Raw genomic sequence first — 14,697 nt, forward strand, 5'->3', positions numbered from 1 at the left:
TATCAATCTCCATACTTTACTAATCTAAAGTGTACATAAGGATTGATATCTCAGCTTTGAAACTGGTCGAAAAAACACCGATCAAATTAAACTTCGAGTTGTGGCTGCCAATCTATTGGCTTAAGGCATTGATTTGAAAGTAATTGATTGGTTTGAGAAAAGTGCTGACACCCTAAAAAACCTCGATGTGCAGAAAGCGGAGATGGATGAGGCGCCATTAATACATGGTGACGCTGGCGATCAATCATGCGTCCTTTCTTCTGTGCATGAGAGCCCCACAGTAAAAAAACCAAACCGCTACGATGTTGATTTAGTGCATCAATCACGCGATCGGTAAATGTTTCCCATCCCGTATTGGCGTGCGAATGCGCCATCCCTTGCTCAACGGTCAATACGGTATTTAATAACAATACGCCCTGCTGCGCCCAACTTTGCAAGTAACCATGTTGAGGAATTTGAAATCCTGGAATGTCTTGTGCCAGCTCTTTGTAGATATTGACTAAAGACGGCGGCGTTTTGACACCTGGCAATACAGAGAAACACAGACCATGAGCCTGATTTGGACCGTGGTAAGGATCCTGCCCTAAAATCACGACATTGACATCGCCAAATTCAGTAAACCGAAACGCATTGAACACATCTTTTGCCGGTGGGTAGATGACCTTTCCGGCCTGACGCTGACTTTCAACAAATTGCATGGTTTGCTGAAAGTAATCCTGCTGCTTTTCCTTACCAATGACATCATGCCAAGTGAGTGATTCAGACATATCAATACCTACAAATTATGATCAACGGCAGTATTGTATACCCAAACCCTATCAAGATGCAGGTAAGTCCTCCATAACCAATCGCAAATGAGGGACAAAAACACCAAGAAATAGATTGTTAGCCCACCTTTCAGTTTGCTCAAAAGGTGGGGCAAAATGTGAGAAATGTTCACTTGGGTTTGCGAATGAAATAAGCCTTAATTCGGCTTCTGTGGTTGAGGTGAACGATGGTGACCTTGCCCGTTAACATGTCGATTAGGGACTGGACGACGAGCGGCAGGTTTGGAACTAGGCGAAGCTGAGCTAGCAAATGTGTTCATAGCGGCATCCTTCTTACAACGCTGACCCTGAGCATGATGAAAAAAAGATGCCAAATCTGTGAAACTCGCTGATTATTTTTACTTTTGCTCAGAAAATTTGCGCAGTGTTGCGATCTCGGTCGCCCATATTTCTGGATCAATCGTTTCTAAAATTAGGGGTATACCGTTAAATCGAGCATCTTGCGCGATATATTCAAAACACTCCCAACCGACTTCCCCCATTCCTAATGAATGGTGACGGTCAACACGGCTAGCGAGCTTACCTTTTGAATCATTAATGTGCATTGCGCGTAAATAGTGCATCCCGACCACCCGTTCAAATTCAGCGAAAGTCTCATTACACGCTGCTTTAGTACGTAAGTCATAACCTGCAGCAAAGGCGTGGCAAGTATCGAGGCAAACTCCAACCCGTTCTTTATCCTCAACTTGGTCAATAATTGCCGCCAAATGCTCAAAACGCCAACCTAAGTTACTCCCCTGCCCAGCGGTATTTTCTATCACTGCAATCACATTCGGCACAGCTTTGTGAGCCAAGTTGATCGATTCAGCAATCGTCGCTAAACACGCCTCTTCTGAAACCTGCTGCAAGTGGCTACCTGGGTGAAAGTTAAGCAAAGTTAGCCCTAACTGATCACAACGTATCATTTCATCAACAAAAGCGGCTCGTGATTTGTCGAGCTTTTCGGGCTCCGGAGCCCCTAAATTAATCAGATAAGAGTCGTGCGGTAAAATCGCCTCACTGGTGAACCCCCATTTTTTGCAGTTTGCTTTGAAAGCACGAATGCTACTTGCTTCAAGAGGCTTAGCTGCCCATTGACGCTGGTTTTTAGTAAACAGGGCAAACGCATTCGCCCCGATTTCGCGCGCTCTAACTGGCGCGAGTTCAACACCACCTGAGGCCGAAACATGCGCCCCAATTAACTTCTCATACATAACACGACTTCTTATTGTTGCTAAATGACTTCGGACTTTCAGTTCATACGAATAACTTTCTGATTTTATCGAGTTCTGGTCAAGTTTGATTACAATAATGTAGTAAATTTACAACAAAATTTCATTTAACTATTTTTGATTAATTAAAATAAAATTTCCAATCACTGTTTTTAAAGCATTTATTGATACAAATCAAAAATCAAACCTTAATTTAAAAATGGTTTTTTGTTGTAAATTGACACAAATCAATATTAAGCATGTGGATATTTGCTATATAATAGCCAGCTCAACAAGATCTGAAAATTAACACCAATAACGCCACTTGATGTGGACTAGGAGAAAGCGATGATCCAAGGTATCCAAATCACTAAAGCTGCTAACGATGACCTACTGAACTCAATCTGGTTGCTCGATAGTGAAAAGAATGAAGCACGCTGTGTTGCTGCGCTGAAAGGCTTTGAAGCTGATCAAGTGGTTAGCATCAACGATCTTGGTCAATTCGAAAGCCGTGAAGTCGCGATCGAAGCGGCACCACGCATCGAAGGTGGTCAACACTTGAACGTAAACGTACTAAAGCGTGAAACTCTGGAAGATGCCGTTGCTCATCCAGAAAAATACCCACAGCTGACTATCCGCGTTTCTGGCTACGCAGTGCGTTTTAACTCTCTGACTGCAGAGCAGCAACGCGACGTTATCGCGCGTACTTTCACTGAATCTCTATAATCGTCAGTAAAGAATCCATACTAAAACGGTGCTCAATGAGCACCGTTTTTTTATTATCTTCGCTTTCTCAGATCCGCTGATTATTTCACATTCAGCAGTAACGCACGCAGCGCTACAAAATCGGCATTCAGTTCTTGTGAGAGCAACTCCATCGCTGCATGTTTAGCAAGCGGTGCTGGCAGTTCAATGTCTGTACTTAGAATGTCATCCACCACTTCTTTGAATTTGGCGGGATGCGCGGTACATAAGAACAGCCCCGTTTCTTGCGGCTGGCGCTGCTCTTCCAATACACGGTAAGCAATCGAACCATGTGGCTCACACAAGTAGCCTAGATCATAAAGTTCTTGTACTGCTTGTGCACTTTCCTCGTCAGAAACGGCGCCTTTGCCTAACGTTTCTAAGCCCCATCCCATACGTTGGCAGAGCTCTTCGATACGCGGCCAGTTGTTCGGTTGGCTAACATCCATCGCATTTGACGTTGTCGCTACCGTGGGTTTGGGTTCCCAACGTCCTGTTTCCAAGTAACGTGGCACCGTATCATTGGCATTGGTTGCCGCGATAAAGCGCTTCACCGGTAAACCCAGTGCTTTGGCTAACAGCCCCGCGGTTAAGTTACCAAAGTTACCGCTTGGTACTGAAATCACCAGATTTTCACGCTCAGCTTTGCTCAACTGCGCAGCAGCTTCAAAGTAGTAGCAGATTTGTGCCATCAAACGGCTGATGTTGATCGAGTTGGCGGAGTTCAAACCTATCTGTTGGCGCAGCTCTGCGTCATCAAAAGCTTGTTTCACTAGCGCTTGGCAAGCATCAAAATCACCATTGATCGCCACGGTGTGAATGTTTTTACCTAATGTGCAGAACAGCTTTTCTTGCAATGGGCTGATTTTGCCTTTCGGGTAGAGGATCACCACATTGATGTCTGGCATGCCATAAAAAGCATGCGCAACAGCAGCGCCGGTATCCCCTGAAGTTGCGGTCAAAATCGTGATTTTTCCGCCGTTCGAGACCGCCGCCAGAGACTGGGCCATAAAGCGGCCACCAAAATCTTTAAACGCCAGCGTTGGCCCGTGGAACAATTCGAGCGCGTAAACCCCCTCTTTCACTTTGGCAATCGGTGCGGCGAATTGAAAAGCGGAATCCACCATAGCGCGAATTTTATCCGCAGGGAGTTCATCGCCAATCAATGCCGATAAAATCTTGCTGCTACGAGAGACGAAATCCTCAGCCAATAGAGCATCAATATCGTCAAACTTCGGTAATTGTGCTGGGAAAAATAGGCCTTGATTGCGACCTAACCCTTGGCGAACGGCTTGACCAAAGGAGACTTGTTCATCATTTTCTTTTATGTTGTACAGCTTCATAGCTCACTTCCTGTTACTTTCGAACCTTGCTTGTCTAGGCGACAAATGTGGACGAATCCTTCTTCATTTTGCACATAGTTTTGCTCAAGCCAACGTGCCACACGTTCAGCCACCGCTTGTTCTTTGCACACGCTAAACAAAGTCGGACCACTGCCCGAGATGCCCGTTGCCAGTGCGCCTGCCGACGCGGCGTAGCTGCGTGCTTTGGCAAAACCCGGCAGCAGTTTCTCACGATAGGGTTCGGCAATCACGTCTTTGATCATTTTTGCCGCTAATTCAGGCTGCTGAGTATGGCAAGCGTGAATAAATCCTGCCAGATAGCGGCCATGCGCCACGATATCTTGGCGGCGATACTGCGCAGGCAAAATGGCACGCGCTTCCGCCGTAGACACCTTGATCCCCGGATAGGCCATCACCCAATACCAGTCATCAAAACTCGGTACGGATTGACTGATGATGCCAAGCTCTTCAAGCATGAGCTGCACACCGCCTAAATAGCAGGGAGCAACGTTGTCATAGTGAATACTGCCAGAGATCTTGCCTTCCATCTCCCCCATCAGAGCCAGAAGCTCGGTTTCATCAAGCGGACTGGCGTGAAACTGATTCAACGCATCCAGAGCCGCGACAATCGAGCAAGCACTGGAGCCCAATCCTGAACCAATCGGCATATTTTTTTCTAGCGTCATGGTCAGCGGCTTCAGTACCACCGACTTTTTCTCTAGCTCACGCGCGAATACTTGCCAGCAGTCATACACAATGTTTTCTTTCGGATTAGCGGGAAGCTTATCGACAAATCGCCCCGCCGTTTTCAGTGTGAAAGCCTCTGCGCCAGCTTCCACTTTCACTCGATCGCCGAGTAACGTGCCATCAATCGGGGACACGGCGGCCCCCAATACATCAAAACCAACACTGACATTACCAATGGAAGCGGGTGCGTACACCACAACACTCATGTCACCTGAACTCATTTCTATTAAACCCCTAATTTCCAACCGAGTGTACGCATCACATCTGAAAACACGCCTGCAGCAGTCACTTCAGAACCCGCGCCGTAACCACGTAATACCAATGGGATTGGCTGATAGTAACGGCTGTAGAAAGCCAGCGCGTTTTCACCTTCTTTGACTTTGAACATAGGATCGTTTTCATCAACCGCGACAATCCGCACTTGGCACTGGCCATCGACGATTTGCGCCACATAGCGCAGCACTTTGCCTTCGGCTTTGGCTTGCGCCACTCGCTCGGCAAACGCGGCATCGGCCTGCGCTAAACGAGCCATGAACTCCTCAACACTGCCTGAAGCATCAAAGCCAGCGGGCAGTGCTTGTTCAACATCCACATCGCTCAGCTCCAATTCGTACCCTGCTTCACGCGCCAAAATCAGTAACTTGCGCGCCACATCCATACCAGAGAGATCATCGCGCGGATCTGGCTCTGTAAAGCCTTTCTCTTTAGCAAGCTGCGTTGCTTGGCTCAAGGTCATGCCTTCATCCAATTTGCCGAAGATAAAAGATAGCGAGCCGGAAAGAATGCCGCTGAATTTTTCCAGCTCATCCCCAGCAGCAATCAAGTTTTGTAAGTTTTCGATAACTGGCAACCCCGCGCCAACCGTGGTTTCGTACATCAGTTTGCGACGCGAGTGACGAGCCACATTACGCAACTGATGGTAATAACTCATACTAGCGGTATTGGCTTTCTTATTCGGGGTAACGACATGGAAACCCGCTGCGAGGAAATCCGCATACTGGTTGGCAATCTCACCACTGGAAGTACAATCCACCAACACAGGGTTAATGATGTGATTACGCTGCACCAAGGCCACTAGGTTATCTAAACTGAACGCTTGATCTGCATTGACCATACGATCGCGCCACTGCTCCAACAGTAAGCCTTGGCTATCAAGCAACATGCCTTTACTGTTAGCGAGGCCACAAACGCGCATCATGATGCCTTTTTCCGCAAGCTTAGCTTGTTGACGCTGAATTTGATCCACCAACTCACCGCCCACACCGCCAACACCGACCACAAACACATCCAAGAAATGTTTAGAGTTGAAGAGGTTTTCGTGACAGGCTTTGATCGCTTCTGAAATCTTATCATCTGGGATCACCGCAGAAATAGCACGTTCAGAAGAGCCTTGGGCAATCGCAATTACGTTGACGTGCACTTCAGTAAGTGAAGCAAAGAATTGCGAGGCCACGCCGCGTGACGTGCGCATACCATCACCGACTAGCGTGATGATGGCGACATCATCGACAAATTCAACCGGCTCAAGCAAACCATCTTTAAGTTCCAATTCAAAGGTTTCCGCCAGAGCTTGCTGTGCCAAAGCTTTATGTTGCGCTTCAATACAGAAGCTGATGCTGTATTCCGAAGAGGATTGAGTGATAAGCACAATCGACACATCGGCCGCTGACATCGCGCCAAATACACGGCTCGCCATCCCCACCATGCCTTTCATTCCTGGACCAGAAACGTTGACCATAGTGAGATTGCTCAGAGTGGTAATGCCTTTGATCGCGAGTTTATCTTCGCCAGTGTCTTGGCCGATCAAGGTTCCTGCACCTTGTGGGTTGAAACTGTTTTTGATCAGACAAGGGATTTGAAATTGAGCAATCGGTGCAATGGTTTTAGGATGCAATACAGATGCACCGAAGTAAGAAAGCTCCATTGCCTCTTGATAACTAAGCGATTTCAGAAGACGCGCATCATCGACCAAACGTGGATCACAGTTATACACACCGTCCACATCCGTCCAGATTTCACAACAATCCGCACGTAAACAGGCAGCCAGTACAGCGGCTGAATAATCCGAACCGTTACGCCCCAAACAGACCAATTCACCTTGCGCATTACCCGCAGTAAAACCAGGCATGATATTGACATGCTGTTGTGGCAATGGAGATTGTCTGAAACGCTGAGTCGAGATTTCCACATCGACCATAGCTTCCAAGTGATCTCCTTTAGCGAGTAGGTATTTAACGGGATCAACCAGATTGGCGGGTAAACCTTTGGCTTCCATCACCGCTTTCATCAGTTGGATGGAGACTCGCTCACCTTTGCTGATAATTCGAGCATTGACATTATCTGGACACATCCCTAGTAAGGTAATGCCGTGTACAAACTGGCGCAGTTGACTCATAGAAGAGTCGACTTGCTGCTTATAAGCACTTTCATTCAAATTCGGTAACTGGGCTTTAATACCATCAAGCAAGGCATAAAAAGAACTTTCCAGCTCCACAATTTGCGGTTCCGCGTCACCTCGGGCTAACGCACTTTCAATCACCGCCACCAGTTTATTGGTGGTTTTGCCCGGAGCTGAGAGGACAACAGCCACCTCTTCCTGTTGGGCATTATTGGCGATGATGTCAGCGGCGCGTAGAAAACGCTCCGGATCCGCCAGCGATGAACCTCCAAACTTTAATACTCGCATCCCTTCCTCCAAATGCTCTAAAAGCGGGTATAAAAAAAGGCCTGTATCGGTTGGGATACAGGCCTTTTTTGTGAAATTTTTCGCTCAGCAGCCTGCCCCAACATGCGATGTGTCGGTAATGGTAATAATGGTGGTCATTACGATTAGGCTGTGATTCAACATAACGGATTTCTGTCTATCTGTGTGTTTGCTTGCAAATACGTTTAACTTATTTTTGTTCAATTCGTCAACGAAAATCTGATTTTTTTATCTACTCTTTGAAGAATTCACGATTATGTAATGCATTTTCCAATTCACGTAATCGGATCGTGTGCTACCAACAATCTGCTTATATCGAAATAACAAATTGCTATAAAAGGTGACCTGTTCCTTCTCTATTTTTATGCTTAAATTGAGCTTAACAATCAATTTCAATACGCAACATGAGGGATAGAAATGAAAACTCTGGGGTTACTCCTGATAGTCTTCATCACTCCTCTCTCTTGGGCGGAAACACTGCCAGCCCTCCCCACAGAAAACAGCGCTTCGCCACACAAATTATTTATTTCAAGCGATAATAGTAGCCAAGGTTTTGATAGCTGGACGATTGATAGTGGTTATTCTTACAACCTCTTTGACGATATTGATTGGTATGTAGGAGCTCGCATCAACAGCAGCCCTAACCGTACTGAGAACGGTTGGCTCAGTGGAATTCGTTATCAGTTTACCGATCGGCTTTCATTTAAAAGCACATTACGAACACTATCCTTATCGAAATCGGACAACAGCGGTAAAAACTCTCAGGAAAACGCGCTATCAGCAGAACTCTCCAGTCGATTAATGCTGAAAGAAAATCTCGACTTGCATGCCACACTGGATTACCAAGAATGGCAGCAAGGTGTCGAGTTCGGTATCGGTTTTCGCTTCTAAATCACTTCAAGCTGTGTATCTGACATCAGAATGCCATTCCAATCCGCGTACAAATAATCACCCGGTTCTACGATCTGATTTTGCATGGTTAATGTTACATTGATCTGCCCAGCACCACGTTTTTCTGTTTTGAATGGGCAAGCGCCTAACGCTTTGATTCCCAAATCCATCTCAGACATCGCGACCACATCGCGCACCGCGCCATAAATGATCACACCTTCCCAATCATTTTTTATGGCCAAAATGGCTAGTTGATCTCCCATTAATGCCTTATGGCATGAACCATGACCATCAACGACCAATACTTTACCTTTACCATTCTGGCTCAGAACATCACGGACTTTTGAGTTATCGTGATAGCAACGAACAGTCACAATCTCTCCCCAAAATGCGCTGCGTTGACCAAAATTTTGCAGTGGTAGGTTAAGTAAAGTTACTTGCGATTCGTACTTATCGCACAGATCTGGGGTTATATCTCTCATCATTCCTCCATGATTTTAGTTTTCAGATTTGTTGATTTCGGATTGGCCCGAGATCTAGCTCGCAATCGTTAAGACAAGAACAGAGATAAAGCTCCCCATCTTGTACAAAATAAATCGCGTTTTGAGCAAATCTCTGCGCCAGCGATCGGGCTTCTGAAAGCGGCATGACTACCGCAAAACTGTCTTCAAACCACTGAAATTGAGCGTCTCCTACCCTCACTTTCACCCAATCATAATCGATCAAGCATTGCTGTAAACGTTGATTATTTACGCAATTCTCATCATCTGACAAGCGAATACTCCTAGGGTTCCATGCGGTAATTATGCAATAAAACGACCAGTTCACTGGCTTTTCAAAGGAAAACTTCACCGATTGGTAGTTCAGCCAAAGGCTAGCGTCTATCTTGATCATTTGGTAAGTTTACAACTCGTTATTGTTCTTAATATCTGTTACATTCTAACTCTTGATGTAAATCAACAAAGTGATTGGAATTAACATTCTGGCGTTGTTAGCATGCTGTTAACATTATAGAATCCGCCCCATAGACTAGTAGAACCTCTTGAGAACTGGAGTGCTCACAAACTAGTTACACCAAGGATGGCGGACAAAAAGTAGTGATGTTAATTAGTTTTTTATCTTATTTTTAACATTAACCATCGGTATGTAATCTTTTTGCCTAGAATGAGTTCTACTAGCACGATTTTTTCACAAGTTTAGGTAACGCTAATGCAAACCCCGCAGATCCTTATCGTCGAAGACGAGCAAGTAACTCGTAACACTCTTAAGAGTATTTTTGAAGCAGAGGGATACGCTGTTTTTGAGGCCAGCAATGGTGAAGAGATGCACCAAGTGCTGTCCGATTATCCAATCAACTTGGTGATTATGGACATCAACCTGCCAGGTAAGAATGGCCTACTGTTAGCACGCGAATTACGCGAGCAAGCGGATGTAGCGCTCATGTTCCTGACTGGTCGCGACAATGAAGTGGATAAGATTCTGGGCCTAGAAATCGGTGCAGATGATTACATCACCAAACCATTCAACCCACGTGAATTAACCATTCGTGCGCGTAACTTGCTAAGCCGCTCTATGCACGCAGGCACCACGCAAGAAGAAAAACGCAGCGTTGAAAAATACGTGTTTAATGGTTGGGAACTGGATATCAATAGCCGCTCACTGGTGAGCCCTGATGGCGATAGCTACAAACTGCCACGTTCTGAGTTCCGCGCTCTACTGCACTTCTGTGAAAATCCGGGCAAAATCCAAACTCGTGCGGATCTACTGAAGAAGATGACTGGCCGTGAACTAAAACCACACGACCGCACTGTGGACGTGACAATCCGCCGTATTCGTAAGCATTTCGAATCAGTTTCAGGTACACCTGAAATTATTGCAACCATTCACGGTGAAGGCTACCGTTTCTGTGGTGACTTAGAAGATTAATCTCTTCTCTATACCTAATTAGATAAGCCCCTAGCCGATGGCTAGGGGCTTTTTTTATCACTGATTTGAGTTCGTTTGCTGAGTAAGCCACTGCCTTAATAGCGCAATATCCGATTGATATTCATTTTTGATCTCTTCAACCCAATCACTGATGTTTTCCCACCATGCCGGAGCTTCTGGTGACTGCGCCTTTTGCGCGATTTTTTGGATCCGCTTTAGCCCTACCGAGCCCGCTGCACCTTTGATTTTATGCGCTTCACTGACAATCCCATCTTTATCTTTGGCGACCATATTGGAATCCAACACCGCAAGATAAGCAGGCATAGACTGCTCAAATAAGGTCACGCTATCAATGACGGGGTTGCACCCAACAATTTCGATATAGGATTGCAGCATCTCGAGATCTAGTAATTGCTGATATATATCCTGGGGCAGTTCTTTTGGCGTCGAAGTAACTTCGATAGAAGGAACATCACATTCAAGACTATTGCTAACTTTGGCTATCACTTCGCGAACAGCGGCAACAGATAAAGGTTTGCTGATCGCAGAGTCCATCCCTTTTTTACGATACTCTTCTTTATCTTTCAAAACATTGGCCGTTAAGGCCACGAGTGGGGGTAATGAGGAGTAGTGAGCTCGATAATATTGAGCAATATCGAATCCGGTCATATCCGGCAATTGAATATCGAGGAACACCAAATCATATTCAGTCGGGTTAAAGCGCTGGATGGCGTCTTCACCGGTCATTGCGACTGTAACTGTGTGCCCCAGGCTCTCGAGTAATGAGCGAGCAACGGTAATATTCAGTTCAATATCTTCCACCATGAAGATATTCAGTTGAGTTTGCGGCTCTTGGGGTTCAACCGTGGTGGACACTTCAACCAAAAGCGGCACGCGAATGGTTACGGTAAAGGTACTGCCAAATCCTTCTTCACTGTTGACGCTGATATCCCCCCCCATCAACTTAATCAACTGACGTGATACGGCTAAGCCAATTCCTGTTCCTACCGCATGTAAATTATCTTTGCCTGATTTGACCTGATAATACATAGCAAAGATTTTTTCCAATTCAGTTTCAGGGATACCAATCCCTGTATCTTCAACTTCAATGGTGATATCAGCATATTGTTCATCACATTCCGCGCTGACCGTCATTACAACGCCACCTTCTTTAGTGAATTTCATTGCATTACTGAGCAGATTCCATAGCACTTGACGCAAGCGAGTGGCATCAACCTCCACTAATGAAGGTAAGTCAGTCAAACGTTCTAAATCAAAACGCAGCCCTTTTTGCTCAGCCATCAAAGCGGCGAGCACTTCGAGCTCAGCTACAAACTCTTCGAAGTTGAGTGCGGCAGGGAAAAGCTCTAGCTTGCGGCGGTCAAACTTATCCATATCAATAATGTCATTGAAAATATTGCCTAAGGTCACCGCACTGACATTAATGGTTTGCAGATGTTTGCGTTGTTCACCACTTAATGGCGTATCAAGCAACATTCGACTGAGGCCGACAATGCCATTGAGCGGCGTACGCAGCTCATGGCTTATTGTAGAGATGAAAGTAGTTTTATCACGGCTGGCTTTTTCGAGTGATTCTTCATGGCGTTTACGTTCGGTGATATCACGCCCAAAGCCTACCAAACCAAGATGACGACCATCTTTACTGTAAAAAGGGACCTTACGCAGCTCAAAGAAACTTTTACGGCCATCAGGGTATTCCAGCCACTGTTCATAAGTTATAGAACTATTGTTATTAAACACTTGCTGATCGGTTTCTACGATCGACTGGGCGATTTCTTTGCGGTAAACATCCCATGGAGTTAATCCCACCAATTCGCTTTCACGTTTGCCGGTTAATTCTTCCATAGCTCGGTTACAGCCTGAAAATTCACCTTTAGCGTTACGGTAATAGATCAAATCGGGGGAGGCATCGATGAAAGAACGCAGCAATGCGGTTCGTTCGGCGAGTTCCACTTGGGTTTTCTCGCGCTGATACACTTCATTTTCAAGATCGAGCATGGCTTCTTCGCGTGCTTCTTCCGCCTTAATTCGCTCTTCAATTTCTTGATTCAATTTCACGATGTTTTGTTGAAGCTTTTGATTAAGTTCTTGATCGCGCGAACGCATATCTTTGAGCTTGGAAACCAATTTCGAGAGACGTTGACGAGACTCCTCAAGTTGATCCACGACCACAGAGAGGAAATATACCGCCCAAGGCGTGATGAGTAACCCAAAGAATACGGAGCGGATAATGTCGATATCATCAACAAAGCCATTAAGGATCAAGGTGATGCCAACTTGCACCACCACCGCCAACGCAACTAAAGCGAGAGCCAACAGAATGGAGAAACGCAAAATCCCTAGCTTGACCAATAAATCCACATAGTACTGGGCAAGATTTTTCATCGGTTTCATTTACTGCTCCGTCAGATAAAGAGCCATTAGTCTAGCCTTTTTCCAGAGCAAACGTTAGCAACTCTTACTCCCAAACCATTCGATATTCCGTGCTAAGCACTCAATTTTCAGAGTTCAATGAGTCTCACAAGTGATTGAGAAATAGGGTGTGTTGATCACTTTCTGTATAAATAGAGGTTTGATTGCGTCCATTGGTTTTGGCTTGGTACAACGCGCGATCAGCTAACGCTACCATCTGTTCGGGAAGATCATTGGGTTGCGGTATGTGCGTCACTATCCCTAGACTTACCGTGATAATATCAGCGACTTTGGAATGGGAATGAGGGATTGCTAATGAACGAATTTTTTGATGAATTCGCTCAGCCAACATTACCGCGCCTGATTGTGGAGTATTGGGCAGTAGAATACCGAACTCTTCCCCCCCATAACGCGCCACACAATCGGAATGGCGATTAGCCACTTGAGTAAAGGCAATCGCCACCTGTTTAAGTGTCTCATCCCCCATCAAATGCCCATAAGCATCATTGTAATCTTTAAAGAAATCCACATCGCAAAGAATAATGCTCAACGGGTGATTTTCTCGAACATGTAGATGCCAGAGTGTATGCAACTGCTCATCAAAACGACGTCGATTCGCAACTTGGGTCAAACTATCCAAAAAGCTCAGGCGTTCTAACTCTTGGTTCGCGACCTCTAATTGCTCAGCGGCAAGAAAACGTTCGGAGACGTCACGCGCCATGATCAGCACTCCATTCGTGCCAGAAGCGGGATCTCGAAATGGCGATTTCACCACATCAAACCACACCGACTGACCATTTGGTCGTTCGATTCTATCGATATAGCGCAGTGATCTTCCTTCATGTAGCACTTGGCTATCTGTATCGGATAGCCGTGAATAGAGATGTTCAGGGATCACATCTTGTAAGCGTTTTCCAACTAAATCAGAGATTTCAGCGATACCAAGTGCCTCCACAAATGGTTGGTTACAAGCTTGGTACACCATATTTTCATTAAAAATACCTATCGAATCAGGACTCGATTCGAGGATATTTTGCAAAATGGTATCACGCTGTGCCAATGCCACCTCAGTATCACGGCGTTTTTCCATCTCTTCTCTTAACTGACACTGCATGTTGTACCAATCGGTCACATCATGACTAATCCCCAGTAACCCAATATTTTCGCCATCAGGGGACATCAATACCCGTTGATAGGTTTCTAAAAGACAGCTACGTCCATCCGGTGTCACAGTCCAGCAACGCTGGCTCGTGCGACCTTTCATAATGCCTTTAAAAGTAGAGCTCCCCTCTTCTTCTCTACCTTGCCAAAATTGATCAAACGCTCGGTTAGTGGCTGTTAATTGATCGTTTGTATCTTTGATAAAAATCAGCTCAGACAGAGAATCGAGCGCGGTACGCGCCATAGCAAATGAATGTCGCTCTTGTGCGATATCGTTGTTTGGACAATCCAAACTAATCACATTCACTAACCATACTTTTTGGGGCCAGCGATGAAGTAAAGTGGCCGAGACCTCTAATGTGTTGGTATTGTTATCAGGCACTGGCCAAAGCAAAGAAACTGAGCGTTTTTGCTGCCCACTGCTTTCAATTGCTCGATAGAAAGCTTGCTCATCATCCTTACCCAACTCTGAAGAAAACAGATAATGGCGACCCACAAGGCGAATGCCCAACAATAAATACGCAGCCAAATTGGCCTGCAGCACACATTGCTCCCCCACCAGCAAAATACCTGAAGGAGAGTTGTGGAATAATCGAACTAATCTTTGAGGCTGAATATGGCTGTACCACCCTAACCAAAGCAGCAAACCGCCACCGAGCATCCCCCCGATAGTAAGCAAAATCATGTAAAACTCAGAGATCGATCCGGACATGTAATAGCTTTTTTATTAA

Annotated in this window: 13 protein-coding genes, 1 pseudogene and 1 other annotated feature; of the genes and pseudogenes, 3 read left to right on the forward strand and 11 right to left on the reverse strand. The window is 45.6% G+C overall.

Going from position 1 to position 14,697, the window contains the following annotated elements; genetic code table 11:
- Positions 1 to 86: 86 nt before the first annotated feature.
- From ung to nfo, 3 genes are all read right to left on the reverse strand, one after another.
- Complete coding sequence (gene ung / locus VOA_RS01765) at positions 87 to 767, reverse strand: uracil-DNA glycosylase (protein ID WP_000004492.1); 681 nt, start codon at positions 765 to 767, stop codon at positions 87 to 89.
- Between the two features lie 197 nt (positions 768 to 964).
- Positions 965 to 1,087 (reverse strand): hypothetical protein, encoded by a 123-nt coding sequence (locus VOA_RS20355; RefSeq protein ID WP_269667656.1) that lies wholly within the window; start codon positions 1,085 to 1,087, stop codon positions 965 to 967.
- A 78-nt stretch (positions 1,088 to 1,165) separates the two neighbouring features.
- Positions 1,166 to 2,020 (reverse strand): deoxyribonuclease IV, encoded by an 855-nt coding sequence (gene nfo, locus VOA_RS01760; RefSeq protein ID WP_000273049.1) that lies wholly within the window; start codon positions 2,018 to 2,020, stop codon positions 1,166 to 1,168.
- A gap of 345 nt (positions 2,021 to 2,365) precedes the next feature.
- Here nfo and grcA point away from each other — a divergent pair, with 345 nt between their 5' ends.
- Positions 2,366 to 2,743, forward strand: a complete 378-nt coding sequence (gene grcA, locus VOA_RS01755) for an autonomous glycyl radical cofactor GrcA (protein ID WP_000614136.1) — start codon at positions 2,366 to 2,368, stop codon at positions 2,741 to 2,743.
- A gap of 80 nt (positions 2,744 to 2,823) precedes the next feature.
- Here grcA and thrC read toward each other — a convergent pair whose 3' ends face one another.
- The 4 genes and pseudogenes from thrC to thrL all read right to left on the reverse strand — a co-directional run bounded on the left by thrC (position 2,824) and on the right by thrL (position 7,734).
- The gene (gene thrC, locus VOA_RS01750) at positions 2,824 to 4,104 is read right to left on the reverse strand and encodes a threonine synthase (protein ID WP_000780990.1); all 1,281 of its coding nucleotides are present in this window, start codon (positions 4,102 to 4,104) and stop codon (positions 2,824 to 2,826) included.
- A complete protein-coding gene (gene thrB, locus VOA_RS01745) occupies positions 4,101 to 5,057 on the reverse strand; it encodes a homoserine kinase (RefSeq protein WP_000118012.1) in 957 nt (318 codons plus the stop codon). Before thrB ends, thrC begins: the two co-directional genes overlap by 4 nt.
- A 20-nt stretch (positions 5,058 to 5,077) precedes the next feature.
- Positions 5,078 to 7,537: a bifunctional aspartate kinase/homoserine dehydrogenase I gene (gene thrA, locus VOA_RS01740; RefSeq protein ID WP_001264637.1), complete on the reverse strand. Its 2,460-nt coding sequence runs from the start codon at positions 7,535 to 7,537 to the stop codon at positions 5,078 to 5,080.
- Positions 7,538 to 7,567: 30 nt separating this feature from the next.
- Positions 7,568 to 7,686, reverse strand: a sequence feature (Thr leader region).
- Positions 7,622 to 7,734, reverse strand: a pseudogene (gene thrL, locus VOA_RS20450) (thr operon leader peptide). (Overlaps the previous feature by 65 nt.)
- A 238-nt stretch (positions 7,735 to 7,972) precedes the next feature.
- Here thrL and VOA_RS01735 point away from each other — a divergent pair.
- Positions 7,973 to 8,446 (forward strand): hypothetical protein, encoded by a 474-nt coding sequence (locus VOA_RS01735; RefSeq protein WP_000853772.1) that lies wholly within the window; start codon positions 7,973 to 7,975, stop codon positions 8,444 to 8,446.
- Here VOA_RS01735 and VOA_RS01730 read toward each other — a convergent pair.
- Entirely contained in the window at positions 8,443 to 8,928 is a 486-nt protein-coding gene (locus VOA_RS01730; protein WP_001204900.1) for a putative 4-hydroxy-4-methyl-2-oxoglutarate aldolase, read from the reverse strand. The two genes, VOA_RS01735 and VOA_RS01730, sit on opposite strands and share 4 nt — an antisense overlap.
- A gap of 22 nt (positions 8,929 to 8,950) precedes the next feature.
- Positions 8,951 to 9,340: a DUF3293 domain-containing protein gene (locus VOA_RS0118720; protein ID WP_000590003.1), complete on the reverse strand. Its 390-nt coding sequence runs from the start codon at positions 9,338 to 9,340 to the stop codon at positions 8,951 to 8,953.
- A gap of 315 nt (positions 9,341 to 9,655) precedes the next feature.
- On the opposite strand from VOA_RS0118720, the gene arcA reads away from it, so the two are divergent.
- Positions 9,656 to 10,372: a two-component system response regulator ArcA gene (gene arcA / locus VOA_RS01725; RefSeq protein WP_001194426.1), complete on the forward strand. Its 717-nt coding sequence runs from the start codon at positions 9,656 to 9,658 to the stop codon at positions 10,370 to 10,372.
- Between the two features lie 57 nt (positions 10,373 to 10,429).
- On the opposite strand, the gene arcB is transcribed toward arcA, so the two are convergent.
- Both arcB and VOA_RS01715 read right to left on the reverse strand, forming a co-directional pair.
- Positions 10,430 to 12,787 carry an aerobic respiration two-component sensor histidine kinase ArcB gene (gene arcB / locus VOA_RS01720; protein WP_000803857.1) on the reverse strand — a complete coding sequence of 786 codons (2,358 nt, stop codon included), beginning with the start codon at positions 12,785 to 12,787 and terminating at the stop codon, positions 10,430 to 10,432.
- Positions 12,788 to 12,911: 124 nt separating this feature from the next.
- Positions 12,912 to 14,678: a diguanylate cyclase domain-containing protein gene (locus VOA_RS01715; RefSeq protein ID WP_032468386.1), complete on the reverse strand. Its 1,767-nt coding sequence runs from the start codon at positions 14,676 to 14,678 to the stop codon at positions 12,912 to 12,914.
- Positions 14,679 to 14,697: the final 19 nt, after the last annotated feature.

The sequence above is a fragment of the Vibrio sp. RC586 genome (genome assembly GCF_000176715.1).
Lineage (GTDB): Bacteria > Pseudomonadota > Gammaproteobacteria > Enterobacterales > Vibrionaceae > Vibrio.